General features: G+C 70.4%; 17 protein-coding genes. 9 read left to right on the top strand and 8 right to left on the bottom strand.

Annotated elements, in window-relative coordinates:
- Nucleotides 1-148: 148 nt before the first annotated feature.
- From ACFYRY_RS41025 to ACFYRY_RS41005, 5 genes are read right to left on the bottom strand one after another with little or no spacing between them, the layout of a single operon-like run.
- Nucleotides 149-1,459 (bottom strand): DUF58 domain-containing protein, encoded by a 1,311-nt coding sequence (locus ACFYRY_RS41025; protein WP_389158062.1) that lies wholly within the window; start codon nt 1,457-1,459, stop codon nt 149-151.
- Nucleotides 1,459-2,448, bottom strand: a complete 990-nt coding sequence (locus tag ACFYRY_RS41020; RefSeq protein WP_389158074.1) for an AAA family ATPase — start codon at nt 2,446-2,448, stop codon at nt 1,459-1,461. Before ACFYRY_RS41020 ends, ACFYRY_RS41025 begins: the two co-directional genes overlap by 1 nt.
- A complete protein-coding gene (locus tag ACFYRY_RS41015; protein ID WP_389158059.1) occupies nt 2,448-3,647 on the bottom strand; it encodes a DUF4350 domain-containing protein in 1,200 nt (399 codons plus the stop codon). The genes ACFYRY_RS41020 and ACFYRY_RS41015 overlap by 1 nt, the downstream gene beginning before the upstream one ends.
- A complete protein-coding gene (locus tag ACFYRY_RS41010; protein WP_389158056.1) occupies nt 3,644-4,468 on the bottom strand; it encodes a DUF4129 domain-containing protein in 825 nt (274 codons plus the stop codon). The genes ACFYRY_RS41015 and ACFYRY_RS41010 overlap by 4 nt, the downstream gene beginning before the upstream one ends.
- A 4-nt stretch (nt 4,469-4,472) precedes the next feature.
- Entirely contained in the window at nt 4,473-5,855 is a 1,383-nt protein-coding gene (locus tag ACFYRY_RS41005) for a glycerophosphoryl diester phosphodiesterase membrane domain-containing protein (RefSeq protein ID WP_389158053.1), read from the bottom strand.
- A 138-nt stretch (nt 5,856-5,993) separates the two neighbouring features.
- Between ACFYRY_RS41005 and mtnA the strand changes: the two genes are divergently transcribed.
- The 7 genes from mtnA to ACFYRY_RS40970 all read left to right on the top strand — a co-directional run bounded on the left by mtnA (nt 5,994) and on the right by ACFYRY_RS40970 (nt 14,844).
- Entirely contained in the window at nt 5,994-7,142 is a 1,149-nt protein-coding gene (gene mtnA, locus ACFYRY_RS41000) for an S-methyl-5-thioribose-1-phosphate isomerase (RefSeq protein ID WP_389158050.1), read from the top strand.
- Nucleotides 7,143-7,157: 15 nt separating this feature from the next.
- Nucleotides 7,158-7,835 carry a two-component system response regulator MtrA gene (gene mtrA, locus ACFYRY_RS40995; protein WP_005486885.1) on the top strand — a complete coding sequence of 226 codons (678 nt, stop codon included), beginning with the start codon at nt 7,158-7,160 and terminating at the stop codon, nt 7,833-7,835.
- 1 nt (nt 7,836) lies between these two features.
- Nucleotides 7,837-9,972: an MtrAB system histidine kinase MtrB gene (gene mtrB, locus ACFYRY_RS40990; RefSeq protein WP_389158045.1), complete on the top strand. Its 2,136-nt coding sequence runs from the start codon at nt 7,837-7,839 to the stop codon at nt 9,970-9,972.
- Nucleotides 9,962-11,797, top strand: a complete 1,836-nt coding sequence (locus tag ACFYRY_RS40985) for an LpqB family beta-propeller domain-containing protein (RefSeq protein ID WP_389158042.1) — start codon at nt 9,962-9,964, stop codon at nt 11,795-11,797. Before mtrB ends, ACFYRY_RS40985 begins: the two co-directional genes overlap by 11 nt.
- An 82-nt stretch (nt 11,798-11,879) precedes the next feature.
- Nucleotides 11,880-12,887: a ComF family protein gene (locus ACFYRY_RS40980; protein WP_389158040.1), complete on the top strand. Its 1,008-nt coding sequence runs from the start codon at nt 11,880-11,882 to the stop codon at nt 12,885-12,887.
- 313 nt (nt 12,888-13,200) lie between these two features.
- Nucleotides 13,201-13,893, top strand: coding sequence for a ribosome hibernation-promoting factor, HPF/YfiA family (hpf, locus tag ACFYRY_RS40975; RefSeq protein WP_389158037.1), 693 nt, complete (start codon nt 13,201-13,203; stop codon nt 13,891-13,893).
- 204 nt (nt 13,894-14,097) lie between these two features.
- Entirely contained in the window at nt 14,098-14,844 is a 747-nt protein-coding gene (locus tag ACFYRY_RS40970) for a response regulator (protein ID WP_389158034.1), read from the top strand.
- Between the two features lie 55 nt (nt 14,845-14,899).
- On the opposite strand, the gene ACFYRY_RS40965 is transcribed toward ACFYRY_RS40970, so the two are convergent.
- Together ACFYRY_RS40965 and ACFYRY_RS40960 are read right to left on the bottom strand one after the other, a co-directional pair.
- On the bottom strand, nt 14,900-16,072 hold the full coding sequence (locus ACFYRY_RS40965; RefSeq protein ID WP_389158031.1) for a winged helix-turn-helix domain-containing protein: 1,173 nt from the start codon (nt 16,070-16,072) through the stop codon (nt 14,900-14,902).
- Between the two features lie 86 nt (nt 16,073-16,158).
- Nucleotides 16,159-16,746: a GNAT family N-acetyltransferase gene (locus ACFYRY_RS40960; protein WP_389158028.1), complete on the bottom strand. Its 588-nt coding sequence runs from the start codon at nt 16,744-16,746 to the stop codon at nt 16,159-16,161.
- A 281-nt stretch (nt 16,747-17,027) separates the two neighbouring features.
- On the opposite strand from ACFYRY_RS40960, the gene secA reads away from it, so the two are divergent.
- Nucleotides 17,028-19,865, top strand: coding sequence for a preprotein translocase subunit SecA (gene secA, locus ACFYRY_RS40955; protein WP_389158026.1), 2,838 nt, complete (start codon nt 17,028-17,030; stop codon nt 19,863-19,865).
- Between the two features lie 155 nt (nt 19,866-20,020).
- On the opposite strand, the gene ACFYRY_RS40950 is transcribed toward secA, so the two are convergent.
- On the bottom strand, nt 20,021-20,677 hold the full coding sequence (locus tag ACFYRY_RS40950; protein ID WP_389158024.1) for an Rv3235 family protein: 657 nt from the start codon (nt 20,675-20,677) through the stop codon (nt 20,021-20,023).
- A gap of 343 nt (nt 20,678-21,020) precedes the next feature.
- Here ACFYRY_RS40950 and ACFYRY_RS40945 point away from each other — a divergent pair, with 343 nt between their 5' ends.
- Nucleotides 21,021-21,536: a DUF6912 family protein gene (locus ACFYRY_RS40945; protein ID WP_389158021.1), complete on the top strand. Its 516-nt coding sequence runs from the start codon at nt 21,021-21,023 to the stop codon at nt 21,534-21,536.
- Nucleotides 21,537-21,626: the final 90 nt, after the last annotated feature.

Below are 21,626 nucleotides of genomic sequence, written 5' to 3'. Positions count from 1 at the left end.
ATGGTACTGCAGGGGGGACCCTGTGGGAGAGTAGGACGCCGCCGAACAATTTTTGGGAAAACCCCCGTGCCTTGGGCACGGGGGTTTTCTGCGTTTAGGGGAAAGCAAGAGGCAGCCAGCCGCCTCTTGAATCCGAGAGGAGCTCGGATCAGAGACGGCCCGCTGCCTTGAGCGCCAGATATGCGTCCGCCAGTGCGGGAGCCAGATCGTCGGGTGTGGCGTCGACGACCGTAACGCCGTGCCGACGCAGTTGTTCCGCGGTGCGGTGGCGCTCAGTCTGCGCCTGGGCGGCGGCTGCGGCCTCGTAGACGGCGTCGGTGTTACCGCGTGCTGTGGCCATGCGGGCGACATGAGGATCCGCTACCGACGCGAGCAGCACTGTGTGTCGCTGGGTGAGTTGGGAAAGGACGGGCAGCAGGCCCCCCTCGACGGGAGCTGTGTCGAGGGTCGTGCACAGGACGATCAGCGAACGGCGCGGGGCGAACCTGAGAGCGGTGGCCGCGAGACCTCGGGCGTCCGTTTCCACGAGTTCGGGTTCGAGGTTGGCCATCGAGTTGACCAGGGACGGCAGAACATCGCCGGCCGAGCGGCCCTGGACGAGGGCGCGTACCCGGCGGTCGTAGGCGAGAAGGTCGACGCGGTCGCCGGCGCGGGATGCCAGGGCCGCCAGAAGCAGCGCCGCGTCCATGGAGGCGTCAAGGCGTGGAGCGTCGCCCACCCGGCCGGCGGAGGTACGGCCGGTGTCGAGGACCAGAAGGATGTGACGGTCGCGTTCGGGGCGCCAGGTGCGTACCGCCACCGTGGTCTGCCGGGCCGTTGCCCGCCAGTCGATGGAGCGGGTGTCGTCGCCGGGGACGTACTCGCGGAGGCTGTCGAATTCCGTCCCCTCGCCGCGAGTGAGGACGCTGGTGCGGCCGTCCAGTTCACGCAGGCGAGCCAGCTTGGAGGGCAGGTGCTTGCGGCTGGTGAACGGGGGGAGGACACGCACCGTCCACGGAACCTTGTGGGTGCCCTGGCGGGAGAACAGGCCGAGGGGGCCGAAGGAACGGATCGTGACGCCGTCCGTCTGACGGTCGCCGCGGCGGGTCGGTCGCAGTCGAGTGGTCACGCGACGGCGTTCGCCCGCGGGCACCGTCAGACGGTGACGGGAGGCCGCGACTTCCGTGCCGGGCTGCCAGCTGCTGGGGGGCCAGGCGTCGCGCAGGTGGGCGCGGAGCGTCCGGCGGGACGGGTTGGTGAGGGTGAGGGTGACGTCGGCGGGGTCGCCGAGGCGTACGGAGGCGTCGCCGGACCGGGTCAGGCCGAGGCGTCGTACGGGTGCTGCCAGGGCGAAATCGCAGGCACAGGCGACAGCCAAGGGGGCGTTGACGGCGAGGAGACCTGTCCAGCCGGGTTCCCAGATGCCTACGGGGAGGGAACCCAGGGCCGCGAGGAGGGCGGTGCGCCCGGTGAGTGCCATCAGCGGGGAACGGGGACGTGAGCGAGGATCGCGTTGATGGCGGAGTCCGCCGTCACGCCTTCCATCTCGGCCTCCGGGCGAAGCTGTACGCGGTGGCGGAGTGTGGGGAGCGCGAGTGCCTTGACGTCGTCGGGAGTGACGTAGTCGCGGCCCGTCAACCACGCCCAGGCGCGGGCCGTGGCGAGCAGGGCCGTTGCGCCTCGCGGGGAGACGCCGAGGGTGAGGGACGGCGACTCACGGGTGGCCCGGCAGATGTCGACCACATAGGCGGTGATCTCGGGGGAGACCGTCGTCTTGGCGACGGCGGCACGAGCCGCTTCCAGGTCGGCGGGGCCCGCGACGGGGCGCACGCCGGCGGCGTGCAGGTCGCGCGGGTTGAAGCCCTCGGCGTGCCGGGTGAGGACGTCGATCTCGTCCTGGCGGGAAGGGAGCGGAATCGTCAGCTTCAGGAGGAAACGATCCAGCTGTGCTTCGGGGAGGGGGTACGTGCCCTCGTACTCGACGGGGTTCTGGGTCGCGGCGACCAGGAACGGCTCGGGGAGTGGGCGCGGGGTGCCGTCGACGGTGACCTGGCGTTCCTCCATGGCTTCCAGGAGGGACGACTGGGTTTTGGGCGGGGTGCGGTTGATTTCGTCGGCCAGCAGGAGGTTGGTGAAGACAGGGCCGGGCTGGAAGGAGAACTCCGCCGAGCGGGTGTCGTAGACGAGGGAACCGGTCACGTCGCTCGGCATCAGGTCAGGGGTGAACTGGACGCGCTTGGTGTCGAGTTCGAGCGCGGATGCGAGGGTGCGGACGAGCAAGGTCTTGGCGACGCCGGGGACTCCTTCGAGGAGTACGTGGCCGCGGCAGAGGAGGGCGACGACGAGGCCGGTCACGGCGGGGTCCTGGCCGACCACGGCTTTGGCGATCTCGGCGCGCAGGGCTTCCAGGGAGGCGCGGGCGGTGCCCGCGTCCCCGGTGTACCCGGCGTTGTCAGTGGTCGGGTCCATCATGGACGGCGTACCTCTCTTTCGAGGGCGTCGAGTCGGTCGGCGAGGGAGATGAGGGCTATGTCGTCGCTGGGCGACGGGCCGAAGAGGAGGGACTGCATGGTCTGTCCGTCTCCAGGGCTGTGGAGGTGGGCGGACAGGGCGGGGAGCAGGGCCTCGGGCGAGTGCGCCTGGGTCACGGGGACGCCTACGAGGGGAGCGAGGCGGGTGCGAGTGGTGGAGCGAAGAGCGGCGGCCGCGCGGTCGCGGGCGTTCGCCTTGCGGTAGAGGCGGGCGCGGCCTTCGACGGTTTCGGAGGCGCGGATCGCCACGGGGAGTCTTTCGGGCACGAGGGGGCCGAGTCGGCGTGCTCGCCAGAGGGCGGCGAGTGCCGCGGCGATGAAGAGTTGCAGTGTGCCCCAGAGCCAGCCCGACGGAAGCAGATCGAAGAAGCTCTTTTCGTCGTCCATGCCGGCGGCCGAGTCGGAGAGCGAGGGGAGGTACCAGACCAGATGGGCGCGGGAGCCGAGGAGTTGAAGGGCGAGCGAGGCGTTGCCCTGCTCGTCGAGGGTGTCGTTGTAGAGGATGTCGGGTGCGCCGAGCGCGATCGTGTCGCCGTCGCCGGACGTGTCCGGGACGCGTACCAGGGTGGCCAGGCGCTCGCTGGGGTAGCACTCGTCCGCGCCGGGGCGGGTGACGGTGTAGCGCATGCCGCCCGTGTCCGCAGCGCCGGCGCGCTGGGCGGCGGGCAGGTCGCAGGCGGGGGAGAGCGTGGAGTCGAGGCTGGTGGCGGGGCTGGCGACGATGCCGGGGACGAGCCGTTCGACGGACGCGCTGCCCGGGGCGACAAGGACCGTGCGACCTCCTGCGCCGTCCGTGGCGGCGTGCAGCTGACTTTGCTGACGTTCGGTCAGCAGGTCCGGGACGGCCACCAGGAGGGTGGTGTCCGGGCCGGTCGCGGCGCGTGCCTCGGCCAGGGTGGTGACCACGCGCGTGGAGACGCCCCGGTCGGCGAGGAGTTCGGCGACGGCGCGGCTGCCGTATGGGGTGGCGGAGCGCGGGTCGAGGCTGCCTTGGTGGGTGTCGGAGCGGATCGCCGCGATGGCGATGGCCCCCACCAGAAGGAGGACAAGGGCGAGGATGACGCCTCGCGCGCGGGTCCACATCTGACGGGTGGTGGGCGACGCCGAGGTGGACGGGAGCGTGACCTCGGTGGTCATTCGGCGGCTCCCCGGCGGGTGTCGTGGTCCGCACTGTGGCTGCTGCTGGTGCTCGCGAGCTGTGGCTTGGTGCGCTCGAGGTCTCGGTCGAGTTCGGCGATGCGGTGGTACGACTGCTCGCTCGCCCTTCTGCCGCCGTATGTCACATCGTCGAAGTCCCGGGCGGCGGTGCGCAGTCGGTTCGCCTGGGAGGGCAGGGTGTGGCCCGCCTCCAGGGCCGCCTCGTCGGCGGTGCGGCCGGGGCGGATGTCGAGGAGGGCGCGTTCCTCCAGGGATCGGACGATGGCCCGCATGTGGTCCTGGACGGCCTGGTTCCAGTGGCCCTGGGCGGCGTGTGCCTCCGCGGCCGCGCGGTGTTCGGCGGCGCTGCGGGGGCGGTCGTCGAACAGGACGGATGAAGAGGCCGGTTCGCGGCGTGGGCTGCCCAGACGCCACCACAGGGCGGCCAGGACCGCGAGTACGGCCACGATGACGACGACCAGGCCGAGCGGGCCTCCGGGGGTGGCGGCCGAGGCGGCGTTGAACAGTTTGTCCACCCAGTCCCAGAACGCGTTCAGGGCACGTTGGAACAGGCCGGGGTCGTTCTCGTGGTACATCCGCTTGGACAGCTCGCGCCGGGCGGCCTCCCGCGCGGGGTCGCGAGGGATCGTCAGCGGCGGTGCGTCGTCGGTACGCGACAGCGACAGGACGGACGCGGTGTCGGCGGTGCGCAGGGCCGCCCTTACGGATGTGTCGCCGGCGCGCAGCACGAGGCGTACGGCCGAGTCGGCGGCGTGCGGCAGCGTCGATACGGCTGTGAGAACTCCCCCCGTCGGATTCACCGCATCAGCTCCCGGGGGTGGGGCCGTAGCCCTGGACGCCGGCGGCGCGGGCCAGTTCGAGATCGAGAGCCTCACGGCGGATGCGCTGGTCGACGTAGAGGAGCACGGTGACGCCCGCGGTGATCGGGAAGGTGATCATGGAACCGATCACCGAGCCGATGCCGCTGATGATGAGGAAGGTCCAGCCGAGGCCGCCGGAGCCGTTGAGGAGGCTGCCGATGCCGTCTCCGCTGAATGCGGCGGCGAGGAAGGTGAAGGGGAGTACCACGATCGCCGAGACGATACTCGCGATGACCGTCGCGAGCAGCTGGATGCCGAAGATCCGCCACCAGGAGCCGCGGACCAGCTTCGCCGACCGGCTCATCGACTTGGTGATGCTCTGCTTCTCCAGCATCAGCGCGGGGGAGGCCAGGGAGAAGCGGATCCCCAGCCAGAGGGCGACGACAGAGGTGCCCAGGGCGCCGAGGACGGCGAGTGCGACGCCGGCGGTGGTCTGGCCCGAGACGGCCAGGAGGATGCCGGGGACCGCGCCGGCGACGACGACACCGACGACGATGAGCAGCAGCAGGAAGATCAGGCCGAGAAGCTTCAGCACCTGCGGGCGGGCGTCACGCCAGGCCTCGCCGGTGGTGACCGACTTGCCGAGCACCGCACGGCTGGTGACGGTCGTGAGCAGGGCTGTCGCGGCGACCGTGCCGACCAGCGAGATCACGAAGACGACGGAGGAGCTGAGCATGGCGTCGCCCATGGCGCGGGTCAGTTCGTCGAGCGTGGCGCTCGGGTCGTTGAGGGCCTCGCTGCCGGCGGTGTCGTTCAGGACCAGGCCCTGAAGCAGGATGACGATGATCTCCGTGACCACGGCGACGGTCAGGGAGATGCCGAGGACGGTGCGCCAGTGGGCGCGCATCGTGGACACGGCGCCGTCGAGGATCTCGCCGACGCCGAGCGGGCGCAGGGGGATGACGCCGGGCTTGGCCGCGGGTGGGGGGCCGCCCCAGCCGCCGTACCCGGGATAACCGCCGGGAGGGCCGTAGCCGCCACCCCAGCCGCCGTGTCCGGGTGGGCCGTAGCCGCCGGGGCCGCCGTAACCTCCGGGGCCGGCCGGCGGCGGGGTGCCCCAGCCGCCCGGGCCGGGTGGTGGGGGTGGCGGGGCCTGGCCGGGGGCGGTGGGACCGGTGGGCGCGGACCACTGGCCGGCCGGCGGCTGCTCCTTGGACCACTGCGAGCCGGGGCCTTGCCGGTCCGGTCCCGGGTGCTCCGGTCCAGGTTCTTCTGCGGGGTTCGTGGTGCCGGGGCGGTCGGCGGGCTCGGCGGGACCGGACGCACCGGGCTGCTGCCCGTCGGACGGGGCGGATCCGGGCGAGGCCCAGCCCGGAGTGTCGTTCATCGTCGCTCCTTCACGGTGCCCGTCCGCGGGCGCGGCGGCAGTGCCAGCCATCGTGCCATGGGGTGGTCACCCAGTGACCAGCCGCGGTATGGGCTGCACACCTTCAATTCTCCGCCGGATAACGGGCAGACTGATCACATGGCTGATCAGTACGCGCAAACCAGCGAGGACAGCAGGCCGACCGACGTACCGGCGATCCGCTGGGAAGAGCCACCCGAAGGCCCCGTACTGGTGCTTCTGGACCAGACGAGGCTGCCGGCCGAGGAGGTCGAACTCGTTTGTACGGACGCGCCCGCGCTGGTGGAGGCGATCCGTTCGCTCGCCGTGCGGGGGGCACCGCTGCTCGGCATCGCGGGGGCGTACGGCGTCGCTCTCGCCGCCGTGCGTGGGTTCGACGTGGACGACGCCGCGCAGGCGCTGGCGGGTGCGCGTCCCACCGCGGTGAACCTGGCCCGCGGAGTGCGCAGGGCGCATTCCGCGTACCGGGCCGAGCTCGGCAAGGGGGGTGACGCCGGGCAGGCCGCGGGGGCCGCGCTGGCCGCCGCGCGCAGACTGCACCAGGAAGACGCCCAGGCCAGCGCCCGGATGGCCGAGCATGGTCTGGCGCTGCTGGATGAGCTGCTGCCTGGCGGAGGGCACCGGATCCTGACCCACTGCAACACCGGGGCACTGGTGTCGGGCGGTGAGGGGACGGCGTTCGCGGTGGCGCTGGCGGCCCATCGGGCTGGGAGCCTCAGGCGCCTGTGGGTGGACGAAACGCGTCCGTTGCTGCAAGGTGCTCGCCTGACGGCGTACGAGGCGGCTCGCAGCGGTATGGCGTACACACTGCTGACCGACAATGCGGCGGGCTCGCTTTTCGCGGCCGGAGAGGTGGACGCGGTGCTCATCGGAGCGGACCGCATCGCGGCCGACGGCTCGGTGGCGAACAAGGTGGGGAGCTATCCGCTCGCGGTGCTCGCGCGGTACCACCATGTGCCGTTCATCGTGGTGGCGCCGTTGACGACGGTGGATCCGGACACGCCGGACGGGGCGTCCATCGAGATCGAACAACGCCCCGGTCATGAGGTGACCGAGCTCACAGCACCCCAGGTGCCGGTGGCGGGAGCGGAAGCGGGAGGCGGGATTCCGGTGGCACCCCTGGGCACCCAGGCGTACAACCCGGCGTTCGATGTGACGCCGCCCGAACTGGTGACGGCGATCGTCACCGAAGAGGGCGCCGTTTCGCCCGTCACAGCTGAGGCACTTGCCCAGCTGTGTGCCAGGTCACGCCAGGTAACGATTAGCTAATGGGATGATGTCGTTATGAAGGGACGAGTCCTTGTCGTCGACGACGACACCGCACTGGCCGAGATGCTCGGCATTGTGCTGCGTGGTGAAGGTTTTGAGCCGTCTTTCGTAGCTGACGGCGACAAGGCGCTGGCCGCTTTCCGTGAGGCCAAACCCGACCTCGTGCTGCTCGATCTGATGCTGCCGGGCCGGGACGGTATCGAGGTGTGCCGCCTGATCAGGGCGGAGTCCGGGGTGCCGATCGTGATGCTCACGGCCAAGAGCGACACCGTCGACGTCGTCGTGGGCCTGGAGTCGGGGGCCGACGACTACATCGTGAAGCCCTTCAAGCCGAAGGAGCTGGTGGCCCGGATCAGGGCGCGGCTGCGGAGGTCCGAGGAGCCGGCTCCCGAGCAGCTCGCCATCGGCGATCTGGTCATCGATGTGGCAGGTCACTCCGTGAAGCGGGAGGGGCAGTCGATCGCGCTGACGCCGCTGGAGTTCGATCTGCTGGTCGCGCTGGCCCGCAAGCCCTGGCAGGTCTTCACGCGTGAGGTGCTGCTGGAGCAGGTCTGGGGCTACCGGCATGCTGCGGACACCAGGTTGGTGAACGTGCATGTGCAGCGGCTGCGCTCGAAGGTCGAGAAGGACCCGGAGCGGCCGGAGATCGTGGTGACCGTCCGGGGTGTGGGATACAAGGCAGGACCGAGCTGACATGTCCGGAGACAGTGCCGCGTCGTCGCCCGGACGGACCGGGGCTCGCGCGGGGCGGCCTGTCGGCCGGAGGACGGGGGGCTCCCGTTGGGGACGCCTTCTGGAGAGCGGGCTGCTGCAGGGCGGCGTCCAGGGCAGCCCGGTCCTGCGGCTGTTCATGCGCTGGATACGCCGGCCGTTGCTGCCCGTCTTGCGGCTGTGGCGGCGCAACATCCAGCTCAAGGTCGTGGCCACCACCCTGCTGATGTCGCTGGGTGTGGTGTTGCTGCTGGGCTTCGTCGTCATCGGACAGGTGCGCAACGGACTGCTCGACGCCAAGGTGAAGGCCTCGCAGAGCCAGGCCACCGGCGGGTTCGCGGTGGCCAAGCAGAAGGCCGACGAGGCGGCGGCCGGGACCGGCGGCGACGGCACCCCGGTGGACGACCGGGCCCAGCAGAACGTCAGCCCGTGGATGGGTGACCTGGTGGAATCGCTCTCCAGCGGTGGCCAGGGTGCCTTCGACGTGGTGACGCTCCCCGCGGGCGACGACAGCGGCGGCGGGCGCGGTCCGCGTGCCTCCGGTTACGTCGTTCCGTCCGCCAGTGTGCCCGAGGGCCTGCGTGAGCGGGTCGACGACAACACGGTGGCGGCCCAGAGCTACACACGCATCGTCTACAGCTCCACCAAGGACTCCCAGCCGGCCCTGGTGATCGGCAAACAGGTCAACGATCCGAACGGCGATCCGTACCAGCTGTACTACCTCTTCCCGCTCACCCAGGAGGAGAAGTCGCTGAGCCTGGTCAAGGGGACCCTCGCGACGGCCGGTCTCTTCGTCGTCGTCCTGCTGGGGGCCATCGCGTGGCTGGTGGTGCGGCAGGTCGTCACACCGGTGCGGATGGCGGCCGGGATCGCGGAGCGGTTGTCCGCCGGACGGCTGCAGGAGCGGATGAAGGTCACCGGCGAGGACGACATCGCGCGGCTCGGCGAGGCCTTCAACAAGATGGCGCAGAACCTTCAGCTGAAGATCCAGCAGCTGGAGGACCTGTCGCGGATGCAGCGGCGCTTCGTGTCGGACGTGTCGCACGAGCTGCGCACTCCGCTGACGACCGTCCGGATGGCGGCCGACGTCATCCATGAGGCGCGTGAGGACTTCGACCCCGTGACCGCGAGGTCGGCGGAACTGCTCGCCGACCAGCTGGACCGGTTCGAGTCGCTGCTCGCGGACCTGTTGGAGATCAGTCGCTTCGACGCGGGAGCGGCGGCGCTGGAGGCCGAGCCGATCGATCTGAGGGAGGTCGTGCGGCGGGTCGTCAGCGGGGCCGAGCCGCTCGCCGAGCGCAAGGAGACGACGATCAGGGTGGTCGGCGACCAGCAGCCCGTGGTCGCGGAGGTCGACACCCGGCGGGTCGAGCGAGTGCTGCGCAACCTCGTCGTCAACGCCGTGGAACACGGCGAGGGCAAGGACGTCGTGGTCAAGCTCGCCGCGGCGGGCGGAGCGGTCGCGGTCGCGGTGCGCGACTACGGCGTGGGACTCAAGCCCGGTGAGGCGACCCGTGTCTTCAGTCGCTTCTGGCGGGCCGACCCGGCACGCGCCCGTACCACGGGCGGTACCGGCCTGGGGCTGTCCATCGCCCTGGAGGACGCCCGGCTGCATGGCGGCTGGCTGCAGGCCTGGGGCGAGCCGGGCGGCGGCTCGCAGTTCCGGCTGACGCTGCCCCGCACCGCGGACGAGCCGCTGCGGGGCTCCCCGATACCGCTGGAGCCCAAGGACTCGCGCCGCAATCGTGGTCTCGACGACGCCGGGCTGCCGCGCGGGGGCGGCGAGAAGACGGCGACCGTGCCCGCCCAGCCGACGGACGGCCGGGGGCCGTCACGGAACCCGATCGCGCCGCGCCAGACGTCCCTGGCGCCCACGGCGGACCCGACGGCGTTGCCCGGCAACGGGGCGCGCGTGGTGCCCCGGCCGGCATCGAGCGGGCGACGGCAGGACGAGCCGTCCACCGGGAACGGGGACGGGCCGCAGGGCACTGCCGTGAACGGGCCGGAGGACGACTCGCCGGGTTCTGCCGGGGATGCGTCGGCGGGATCGGCAGCGGCTTCGTCGGGCAGGGCGTCCACGGATCCGTACGAGCAAGGGGAGGCGTTTCGTGGGCGTTGAGCGCGAGGGGGGCGCCCGGCGCCGAGGGGGGCGCGTGGTGGCGTACTCCGCCTGCGGTGTCGTTCTGTTGGCCGGGTGTGCCTCGATGCCCGACAGCGGGGATCTGCGGGGTGTCGAGTCGACGCCTCGCCAGGACACACAGGTGCGGGTGTTCGCCATGCCGCCCCAGGAGGATGCGAAGCCCCCGACGATCGTGCAGGGCTTCCTGGAGGCGCTGACCAGCGACGATCCGCACTATGAGACGGCTCGCAAGTATCTGACCGCCGAGGCCGCGAAGACCTGGCAGCCGGAGCGGGCCACCACGGTGCTCGCCGAAGGGCCGGGCCTCGTCGTCGAGCCCTCGGGCGGACGGCAGGAATCCGACGACCTCCTGTTCACACTGACCGGCAGCAAGGTCGCCGCGGTGGACTCCCAGGGGGCGTACGCGCCCGCCGGCGGGAGCTATCACCAGTCGGTGCACCTCGTCCGGGACAAGAAGACGGATCAGTGGCGCATCGACGGGCTTCCGCAGGGCGTCGTCATGGGCAAGTCGGACTTCCAGCGCAATTACATGTCGGTCGACAAGTACTACTTCGCCTCGAACACCACCTCCACGACGGGCGCGCAGACAGTGGCGGTCGCCGACCCGGTGTATGTGCGTGAGCGCGTGGATGCCATGACGCAGATGGTGCGGTCCCTGCTCAAGGGGCCCACGACCTGGCTGGGGCCGGTCGTCAGGTCCAGCTTCCCGACCGGGACGGAGCTGCGGAAGGGCGTCACCGCGCTGACCCCGGACGACCAGAACAAGCTGACCGTGCCGCTGAACGACAAGGCCGCCCGGGTCGGTTCGACCGTGTGCGACTCCATGGCGGCGCAGATCCTGTTCACCCTGCAGAAGCTCACGCCGGCGGTGGACGAGGTCGCCTTGGAGGCGCGCGGCAAGCAGCTCTGCTCACTCGGCGAGGACCAGGCCGACCGCGTCGCCGTGCGTGGTTCGGTGCAGGATCCCGCGTACCTGTACTTCGTCGACGGCAAGCACCGGCTGGTGCGGACCGCGGCCGACGGCAGCGGCGGGAAGCCCGATCCCGTCCCGGGGGCGCTGGGGGAGGGCGACAAGGAGGACCTCCAGTCGGTGGCGGTGTCGCGTGACGAACGCGAGGCGGCGGGTGTCGGCAACGGCGGCAGGTCGCTGTACGTCGAGTCGCTGGCGCCGGGCGGATCGCTCGGGAACCCCCTGCTGACCAGCGGCGGCGCGACTGCCCGCGACCGTCTGACCGCGCCCAGCTGGGACACGGAGGGCGACCTGTGGGTGGCCGACCGCAATCCCCGTGACTCCCGGCTGCTGTTGCTGGAGAAGGGCGCGGGCGAGCCGCTCACGGTGGAGACTCCGGGGCTGGACGGACGCATCAAGGACGTTCGCGTGGCCGCCGACGGGGTGCGGATCGCGCTCGTGGTGGAGAAGGACGGCCGTCAGTCCCTGCTCATCGGCCGGATCGAGCGCGGCGAGAAGTCCGGCGGGCGGTCGCCCGTCTCGGTCCAGGAACTGCGCTCCGCGGCCTCGGAGCTGGAGGAGGTCACGACCATCTCCTGGGCCGGTGACAGTCGGCTCGTGGTGGTCGGACGCGAGCAGGAGGGCGTGCAGCAGATGCGGTACGTCCAGGTCGACGGCTCCATCCCGGAGGGGCCGCCGCCTGCGGCGCTGACCGGCGTGAAGGAGATCGCCGCGTCCGAGGACGACCAGTTGCCGCTGGTGGCGTACTCGGAGGACGGGATCGTGCGGCTGCCGTCGGGCGCGCAGTGGCAGAAGGTGGACGCGGACGGGACGGCGCCGGTCTATCCGGGGTGAGCCGTGCAGCGGTGGTGAGTTATCCACAGGCGGTTGTCCACAGGGGTGGTCGGAGCGCGCCGGTGTTGGCACAGTGGTCGGCATGCGGGGGTGGTGGCAGGACCTCACCGACCTGGTGCTGCCGGCCGAGTGCGGGGGATGCGGAAGGCCTCGCACGGTGCTCTGTCAGCAGTGCCGTGCGGCCCTGAGCGGGGCCGTAACGCGCCGGGTGCGACCGGCGCCGGAACCGGCGGGCCTGCCGGTCGTGCACGCGGCGGCACGGTACGGGGACGAGGTGCGCGCGGTGCTGCTGGCCCACAAGGAGCGGGGCGCGCTGGCACTTGCCGCGCCGCTCGGGGTGGCGTTGGCGGGAGCGGTGCGGGCGGGAGCGGCGTGGGCGGACGAGCCGGTGGTGCTTGTCCCGGTGCCGTCCGCGCGGAGGGCGGTTCGGGCGCGAGGGCATGATCCGGCGCGGCGGATCGCACTCGCGGCGACCCGTGAGTTGCGGAGAGGCGGGGCATCCGCACGGGTGGCGGCCGTGCTGCGGCAACGCCGGGATGTGGCCGACCAGGCGGCACTCAACTCCCGGCAGCGGCTGGAGAACCTCGCGGGCGCGTTGACCGTGCTTCCGGGCGGTGGGCGGCTGCTGGCCGGTGGTTCGGTGGTGCTCGTCGACGACCTGATGACGACCGGGGCGTCCTTGGCGGAGGCGGCGCGCGCGGTGCGGGCGGAACTGGCGGAGAGGACGGCGGGGGCGGTGTCGGAGGCGATGTCGGAGGCGGAGGCGGGGATGACGGTGGGCGAGGCGCGGCCGCGGGGCCCGGGTCCCGGTGGGCAGGCGGGCCGGGGGATCGGTCACGCGGTGGATGTGGGGGATCCGGGCGCGTGCCGGGCGAATGATGGGGCGGGGGAGTACCAGGGGCCGATCGCGTCGGTGTACCGGGCGGGAACTCGGGAAAGCAGAGAGGAACGGATGCCCCGGGTGACGCGGGAGGAGGCGGAGCGGGTGCCTGGCCGACGGAGAACAGCGGGTGGCGGTGCTGCCCGTGACGTGCTCCGTGCGGCTGTGGTCGCGGCCGCGCCGGATGCCTTCGAAATCAACCGGAACTGACTGTGAACTTGCATCGTTGCAGGTAATGAGAGCGCCAATTCACCTGAACGGAGGTACGCCGCAGTAGAGGGTGACGCCATCCGTCCGGGCGAGATATGTTCGGTTGTGAGAGAGAAAGGCGCAGGCCACACCTCTCATCTCTGAATGCCGTGCTATGGGATTTTCACCATCACCCGCGCCGGTGGAATGGAGACCTTGCCCGCGGGGGAGGAGGTGGACGTCACCGAGTCCGAGGTTCCGGGACTCACCGGAGCCTGGTGCAAAAGGGAGACGCTCCGCAGTGAGGCGGGGCGTTCCGGGAACGGAGTTCTGCGTGGACATCGTCGTCAAGGGCCGCAAGACCGAGGTGCCCGAGCGGTTCCGCAAGCACGTGGCCGAGAAGCTGAAGCTGGAGAAGATCCAGAAGCTCGACGGCAAGGTGATCAGCCTCGACGTCGAGGTGTCCAAGGAGCCGAACCCCCGACAGGCCGACCGCTGTGACCGAGTGGAGATCACGCTCCGCTCCCGCGGACCGGTGATCAGGGCGGAAGCGGCAGCCAGCGACCCGTACGCGGCACTCGATCTGGCAGCGGAGAAGCTGGATGCGCGGCTGCGCAAGCAGCACGACAAGCGCCACACACGCCGAGGATCACGACGGCTCACGGCGGCCGAGGTCGCCGATCATGTTCCGGACGCGGCGACGCTCAACGGAAACGGCCACCTCGTCCAGGAGGAAGAGCCGGACGGAGTGCCCACGAAGAAGATCGGCTCTCTGGAGATCAAGGGTGACGGCCCCCTCGTCGTCCGCGAAAAGACGCACGTCGCTTCCCCGATGACCCTCGACCAGGCCCTTTACGAGATGGAGCTGGTCGGGCACGACTTCTATCTGTTCATCGACTCCGAGACCAAGGAACCGAGTGTCGTCTACCGGCGGCACGCCTATGACTATGGCGTCATCCACCTCAGCACGGACCCGATGGTCACGCAGGCGCAGCCGACCGCCGCGGGTGGCACGTTGGGTGGCTGATCATCCGGTCGACAGTTGAGCAGGTGCCCCTGGTGCGCGTGTGCGCCCCCAGGGGCACCGGCGTGCGACCACTACGCGCCCCGCTCTGTCACCGCAGTGTCGTCCGGGCATGGAATCATGGTCGCACCGGCCCAACCGGCGGGTCGTTGCCTTGCGTTGGCGATGGCACAGAACCACAGGCCACAGCCTTCAGGGGGAGGAACGATGGCGGACAGCTTCGGACCGATGCAGGACGCGAACGCCGGCCACGGCGCCGTCGGCATGAGCCCGGACCAGGGCTCGCCACGCAAGGAGCCGATCCGCGTCCTGGTCGTGGACGACCACGCCCTCTTCCGCCGTGGACTGGAGATCGTGCTCGCCGCCGAGGAGGACATCCAGGTCGTCGGCGAGGCCGGCGATGGCGCGGAAGCCGTCGACAAGGCCGCCGACCTGCTGCCGGACATCGTGCTGATGGACGTACGGATGCCCAAGCGGGGCGGTATCGAGGCGTGCACCTCCATCAAGGAGGTGGCTCCCAGCGCGAAGATCATCATGTTGACGATCAGCGACGAGGAGGCCGACCTCTACGAGGCGATCAAGGCGGGCGCGACCGGATATCTGCTCAAGGAGATCTCCACGGACGAGGTGTCCACCGCGATTCGCGCGGTGGCCGACGGGCAGTCGCAGATCAGCCCGTCCATGGCGTCGAAGCTGCTCACCGAGTTCAAGTCGATGATCCAGCGGACCGACGAGCGTCGGCTCGTACCGGCGCCCAGGCTCACCGACCGTGAACTGGAAGTGCTCAAGCTCGTCGCGACCGGGATGAACAACCGGGACATCGCCAAGCAGCTGTTCATCTCCGAGAACACCGTGAAGAACCACGTGCGCAACATCCTGGAGAAGCTGCAGTTGCACTCCAGGATGGAGGCCGTCGTCTACGCGATGCGGGAGAAGATCCTCGAGATCCAGTAGCCCCTGATCCAGTAGCTCCTGATCCAGTAGCTCCTGTGCCGGCGGGGCCGGATGATCAGGCGAGGGCGCGGGTGAGTTCTCTGGCGAGGGGCTCGCGGAGGTCCGGGGCGTCCACCCGTTCCACGCGTACGTCCGTGCAGTCCACCCAGCTCGCCGCCTCGACCAGGGCCTGTGCGACCGCCGGGACCGCCTTCGGGCCGTCCAGGGTGACCTGCCGGGCGACCAGGGTGCGGCCCTCGCGGGCGGGATCCACGCGGCCGACCAGGTGGCCGCCGGCAAGCACCGGCATCGCGAAGTAGCCGTACACCCGCTTCGGCTTGGGGACGTACGCCTCCAGGCGGTGGGTGAAGCCGAAGATGCGTTCGGTGCGGGCCCTCTCCCAGATGAGGGAGTCGAAGGGGGACAGCAGCGTGGTGCGGTGGCGGCCGCGCGGGGGTGTCTCCAGGGCCGCGGGGTCCGCCCAGGCCGGTTTGCCCCAGCCCTCGACCGTGACCGGGACCAGACCCGAGTCCCCGATCACCGCGTCGACCTGCTCGCCCTTGAGACGGTGGTAGTCGGCGATGTCGGCGCGGGTGCCCACGCCCAGGGACTGGCCGGCCAGACGGACCAGACGGCGCAGGCACTCCGTGTCGTCCAGGTCGTCGTGCAACAGGGTTTCCGGCACGGCGCGTTCGGCGAGGTCGTAGACGCGCTTCCAGCCGCGGCGTTCCACGCAGACCACCTCGCCGTACATGAGGGCGCGCTCGACGGCCACCTTCGCTCCGGACCAGTCCCACCACTCGCTGGTCCTCTTGGCGCCGCCCAACTCCGTGGCCGTGAGGGGGCCTTCGGCGCGGAGCTGCTTGATGACCTGCTCGTAGGTGCCGTCCGGGAGGTCGTGGTTCCAGTGCGGGCGGTTGCGGTAGGCGCGGCGTCGGAAGGCGAAGTGGGGCCACTCCTCGATGGGGAGGATGCAGGCGGCGTGGGACCAGTACTCGAAGGCGTGGGTGTCTTTCCAGTAGGCGTTCTCGATGGTCTTGCGGCCTGTGGTTCCCAGGCGGGCGTACGGGATGAGTTCGTGGGAGCGGGCCAGGACCGAGATGGTGTCGAGTTGGACCGCGCCGAGGTGCCGGAGCACACCTCGCACACCGGATTTGCGGTCCGGGGCGCCGAGGAAGCCTTGGGCTCTCAGGGCGAGGCGGCGGGCCTCGTCTGCGGAGAGGGGGGTGGAGGGGCGCGGGGTCGTCATGGGTTCGCACCCTAGGGGGTGGGACTGACAGTGGGGGCTGAGCTGGGGGTTTGTGAGGTTTGGGGCTCTGCGGACCGTTGACCCCGTCACTGGGGTCCGGCGGGGGCCGGCCTCGGGACGTAGGGAGTTGTGGAGGGCAGGGACAGGTCCGAGGGGAGCAGGGAGGCGAGCCAGCAGTCTCGGCGTACGCCCTTGTTGGTGATGGCGGAGCGGAGGGTGCCCTCGACGGTGAAGCCTGCTCGTTCCGCCACCGCGCGGGAGGGATGGTTGCCCACTTCGGCGCGCCACTCCACGCGGTCGACGTGGGCTCGGGTGAAGGCCCAGTGGCAGGCGCCGCGGGTGGCCTCCGTCAGGTATCCGTGGCCGCGGTGCTCCTTCGTGCCCCAGAAGCCGATCTCGGCCGTGCCGGGGGAGCGCATGGTGATGCTGAGCATGCCCACGAGGTCCTCCCCCGCGGGGAGGAAGACACCCCACGTGTACATCGTGTCGCAGGCCCAGCCCTCGGGGGCCACCTGCTGAGTGAAGCTCCGGGCGTGCTCGCGGAGGTAGGGCACCGGGATCGTGGTCCAGCGCTGGATGTCGGGGTCCTGGGCGGCCGCGTACACGGAGTCGGTGTGCCGCGCGGTGACCGTGCGCAGGACGAGGCGGTCCGTGGTGAGCGTGACGGGGTCCATCGGGCGATTCTGCTCAGGAGGCGGGCCGGGACGCCATCCTTCATCCCTACGTGAGCGGGTGATCACAATTCGTGCAATTCGTCGGAGGGAGGCGGCACCATCCGCGGGGCCCGGCCGTTGTCCCCTTTGAAGAAGATTTGAATCAGGTGCGCGAAGCAGCGGACGGTCGTCGTCGCGGCAGGCCTCCCGGCGCGGTGGTGTCCTCGCATACGATGGCCGTTGCTCAGTAGTCCAATAAAAACCGACCGTCCCAGGCCCGACCGGCAAGGAGACCAACCCCCGTGTCCGTCCTCTCAAAGATCATGCGTGCAGGCGAAGGAAAAATCCTGCGCAAGCTGCACCGCATCGCGGACCAGGTCAGCTCCATCGAAGAGGACTTCGTCGACCTCTCCGACGCCGAGCTGCGGGCCCTCACCGATGAGTACAAGCAGCGGTACGCCGACGGCGAGAGCTTGGACGATCTGCTTCCCGAGGCCTTCGCGACCGTGCGTGAGGCTGCCAAGCGGGTGCTCGGCCAGCGTCACTACGACGTCCAGATGATGGGTGGTGCGGCCCTCCACCTCGGCTATGTGGCCGAGATGAAGACCGGTGAGGGCAAGACCCTCGTCGGCACCCTGCCCGCGTATCTGAACGCCATCGCGGGCAAGGGCGTCCACCTGATCACGGTCAACGACTACCTGGCCGAGCGCGACTCCGAAATGATGGGCCGCGTCCACAAGTTCCTGGGCCTGTCCGTCGGCTGCATCCTGGCCAACATGACCCCGGCCCAGCGCCGTGAGCAGTACGCGTGCGACATCACCTACGGCACGAACAACGAGTTCGGCTTCGACTACCTCCGCGACAACATGGCGTGGTCCCAGGACGAACTCGTCCAGCGCGGCCACAACTTCGCCATCGTCGACGAGGTCGACTCGATCCTCGTCGACGAGGCCCGTACGCCGCTGATCATCTCCGGCCCGGCCGACCAGGCCACCAAGTGGTACGGCGACTTCGCCAAGCTGGTCACCCGCCTGAAGAAGGGCGAGGCCGGCAACCCCCTCAAGGGCATCGAGGAGACCGGCGACTACGAGGTCGACGAGAAGAAGCGCACGGTCGCCATCCACGAGCCCGGTGTCTCCAAGGTCGAGGACTGGCTGGGCATCGACAACCTCTACGAGTCGGTGAACACCCCTCTGGTGGGCTACCTGAACAACGCCATCAAGGCCAAGGAGCTCTTCAAGAAGGACAAGGACTACGTCGTCATCGACGGCGAAGTCATGATCGTCGACGAGCACACCGGCCGTATCCTCGCCGGCCGCCGCTACAACGAGGGCATGCACCAGGCGATCGAGGCGAAGGAAGGGGTGGACATCAAGGACGAGAACCAGACGCTCGCCACCATCACCCTGCAGAACTTCTTCCGCCTCTACAAGCGCCACGACCAGAACGGCAAGGAACTGCCCGGTCTCTCCGGCATGACCGGTACGGCGATGACCGAGGCCGCCGAGTTCCACCAGATCTACAAGCTCGGCGTCGTCCCGATCCCGACCAACCGCCCGATGGTCCGCAAGGACCAGTCCGACCTGATCTACCGCACCGAGGTCGCGAAGTTCGAGGCGGTCGTCGACGACATCGTCGAGAAGCACGAGAAGGGCCAGCCGATCCTCGTCGGTACGACGTCGGTCGAGAAGTCCGAGTACCTCTCGCAGCAGCTCTCCAAGCGCGGCATCCAGCACGAGGTGCTGAACGCGAAGCAGCACGACCGTGAGGCGCCGATCATCGCCCAGGCCGGCCGCAAGGGCGCCGTGACGGTCGCCACCAACATGGCCGGCCGTGGTACGGACATCAAGCTCGGTGGCAACCCCGACGACCTCGCCGAGGCGGAGCTGCGCCAGCGCGGCCTCGACCCCGAGCAGCACATCGAGGAGTGGGCCGCGGCCCTGCCCGCCGCCCTGGAGAAGGCCGAGCAGGCCGTCAAGGCGGAGTTCGAGGAGGTCAAGGACCTCGGCGGGCTCTACGTCCTCGGCACCGAACGGCACGAGTCACGGCGCATCGACAACCAGCTGCGCGGTCGTTCCGGCCGTCAGGGCGACCCCGGTGAGTCGCGCTTCTACCTGTCCCTCGGTGACGACCTGATGCGCCTGTTCAAGGCCCAGATGGTCGAGCGCGTGATGTCCATGGCGAACGTCCCGGACGACGTGCCGATCGAGAACAAGATGGTCACGCGCGCGATCGCGTCCGCCCAGTCGCAGGTCGAGCAGCAGAACTTCGAGACCCGTAAGAACGTCCTGAAGTACGACGAGGTCCTCAACCGGCAGCGCGAGGTCATCTACGGCGAGCGGCGCCGCGTCCTGGAGGGCGAGGACCTGCACGAGCAGGTGCAGCACTTCATGAACGACACCATCGACGCGTACGTCTCCGCGGAGACCGCCGAGGGCTTCCCCGAGGACTGGGACCTCGACCGGCTGTGGGGCGCGTTCAAGCAGCTCTACCCGGTGAAGGTCACCGTCGATGAGCTGGAGGAGGCAGCCGGCGACCGGGCCGGACTGACCGCCGAGTACATCTCCGAGTCCATCAAGGACGACATCCACGAGCAGTACGAGGGGCGCGAGAAGCAGCTCGGCTCCGAGATCATGCGTGAGCTGGAGCGCCGGGTCGTGCTGTCGGTCCTGGACCGCAAGTGGCGCGAGCACCTCTACGAGATGGACTACCTCCAGGAGGGCATCGGCCTGCGGGCGATGGCTCAGAAGGACCCGCTGGTCGAGTACCAGCGCGAGGGCTTCGACATGTTCACCGCCATGATGGAGGGCATCAAGGAGGAGTCCGTCGGCTACCTGTTCAACCTGGAGGTCCAGGTCGAGCAACAGGTCGAGGAGGTCCCCGTCGAGGACGAGAAGCCGTCGCTCGAGAAGGACGCGGTGCCGGCGCAGGCGGGCGCGCGCCCCGAGATCCGCGCCAAGGGACTCGACGTCCCGCAACGCCGGGAACTGCACTTCTCCGCGCCCACCGTGGACGGGGAGGGCGGCGTCGTCGAGGGCGACTTCAACGACGACGAGGAGCCGGTGCGTTCCGAGGCCGACGGTCTCACGCGCGCGGAGCGGCGCAAGCAGTCCCGTGGCGGGCGCCGCCGCAAGAAGTGACATCCGCGAGAGGCGACGCCGCGAGAGCGACGGCGCGGTCGAACTGACGGTGCCGTCGTCAGCGGCGCGGTAGCGATCGGCGAAGGGCCGGGTCACCTTTGGTGCCCGGCCCTTCGGCATGCGGTGAGCGGGGCGGGACGGCGGGGCGGTGAGCGTCAGTCGTCGTCCGTGGTCGGCCTGCGTGGGCCGCCCAGTTCCACCGCCGTGCAGCGCCAGCGCAGGTCCCGGCCCTGTTCCAGCCGGAAGGCCATGGCGCGCAGCTGGTCGCCGGCTCCGATGCGGGCGAACACCTCGATGGCGCCGGGGCGGGGGACGAAGTAGCCGATGTCCCGGACGACCGGCGCGGTGCCCCCGGTGGTGCGCAGGGGGCCGCGATCGGCGAGCCAGGCCAGTTCGTCGTAGGCGCGGCCCGCGGTGTGCCGGAGCATCCAGTGAACGGGCCGTCGGCCGCTCAGGACCGCGAGCAGACGGTCGGCGAACACGTCGGTGGGGCGGGGCTGCGGAAGCGGCCTGGGCGGGCTCTGTGCGGGGGCGTGAGGAGCGACGGACGTGGGTGCGGCCGCGGCCGCCGGCATGGGCGTGGGGGAGGCGAGGGCGGCGGAGGAGGTGGGTGGGCGGTTGTCGAGGGGCCTGGTACGCAGCGCCGGGCCCCGGCCGCCCGGGGAGCCCGGAGGTCGGCCGTCCGGGGTCGTGGTGCGGCTGGTGCCTCCGCCCGGTGCACGAGGCGGCGTGCCGCCGGAACGGCGCTGGTCGCGACGGCTCGGCGGGCGGGCGCCGGGGTGGTGGCTCGCCCTGGTCATGACCTTGTTCATGTACGTCCCCGTTCGCGATCGGCTCGGCTGTACCGGGCAGTAACTTCGTTGTTGGGGATCTTGTACGGGGCGGTGGGGCGCGGAAGCAAGGCGACGGGGGCTCGGATTGAGGCTCCGGGGAGGTTCACTTATCCGAGTGGTCGAGGGCGGAAAAGGCAGTGGTGGCGAGGGTGCGAGGGGTGATTTTCCAAGTCATGGGTTGACGCCTGCGGGAGGGTGGGCAGGGACTCGAAAGGGGACGCCCCGCACGTATCCTGAGGGCCGTCCGGGAGACGCGGATTCGCGCTTCCGGAACCTGTGCGGAAGCCTCCGACCACGGAACCGACCACGAAAGCGGCCAGCCATGCGCGTCTACGTCCCCCTGACCCTTCCCGGTCTCGCCGAGGCGTACAAGACGGGAGAGCTGGGGAGCGGGCCGTTCGTCGCGTACGCGGTGACGCCGGCGTTGCGCGAGTGGTACCTCTCCGACGACATCGAGGAGTTGGAGTACGCGGCGCTGAACCGTGCCGCGCAGGCCGCGCTGCGGCTGCTGGCGGCGGACCCGGACGCGGCGCGACGCCGGGTCGTGGTCGCCGTGGACGTACCCGACGGGACGGCGAGCGCCGATCCCGACCGGGCGCTGGATCCGGCGGTGCTGGGCGAGGTACGGGTCACCGGGACCGTACGGCTGGCCAAGGCGGCGGCCGTGCACGTCGACTCGGACGACGCGGAGGCCGATGTGGCCGCCGCGGCCGAGGCGATCACGGCGGCGGACGGCGGGGACGACGACGCGCAGTTCGTCGTGGACGGGGCCGAGGACCACGAGTTGCTCTGGTTCGCGACGCAGGAGATCCCGAACCTGGTGGGGTCGGTGGCCTGAGCGGGCGGCTCGACACGCCTCTCGGATGCCGCGCCTGACAGCACCTCGGCGGCGTTCTGGCCTGTGCTCACTTGATTGTCAGTGGCGGCG

The sequence above is a fragment of the Streptomyces sp. NPDC005263 genome, assembly GCF_042872365.1.
Taxonomy (GTDB): Bacteria; Actinomycetota; Actinomycetes; order Streptomycetales; family Streptomycetaceae; genus Streptomyces.
The sequence above is the reverse complement of the archived record's forward strand: the minus strand, read 5'-3'. Positions and strand labels throughout refer to the sequence as shown.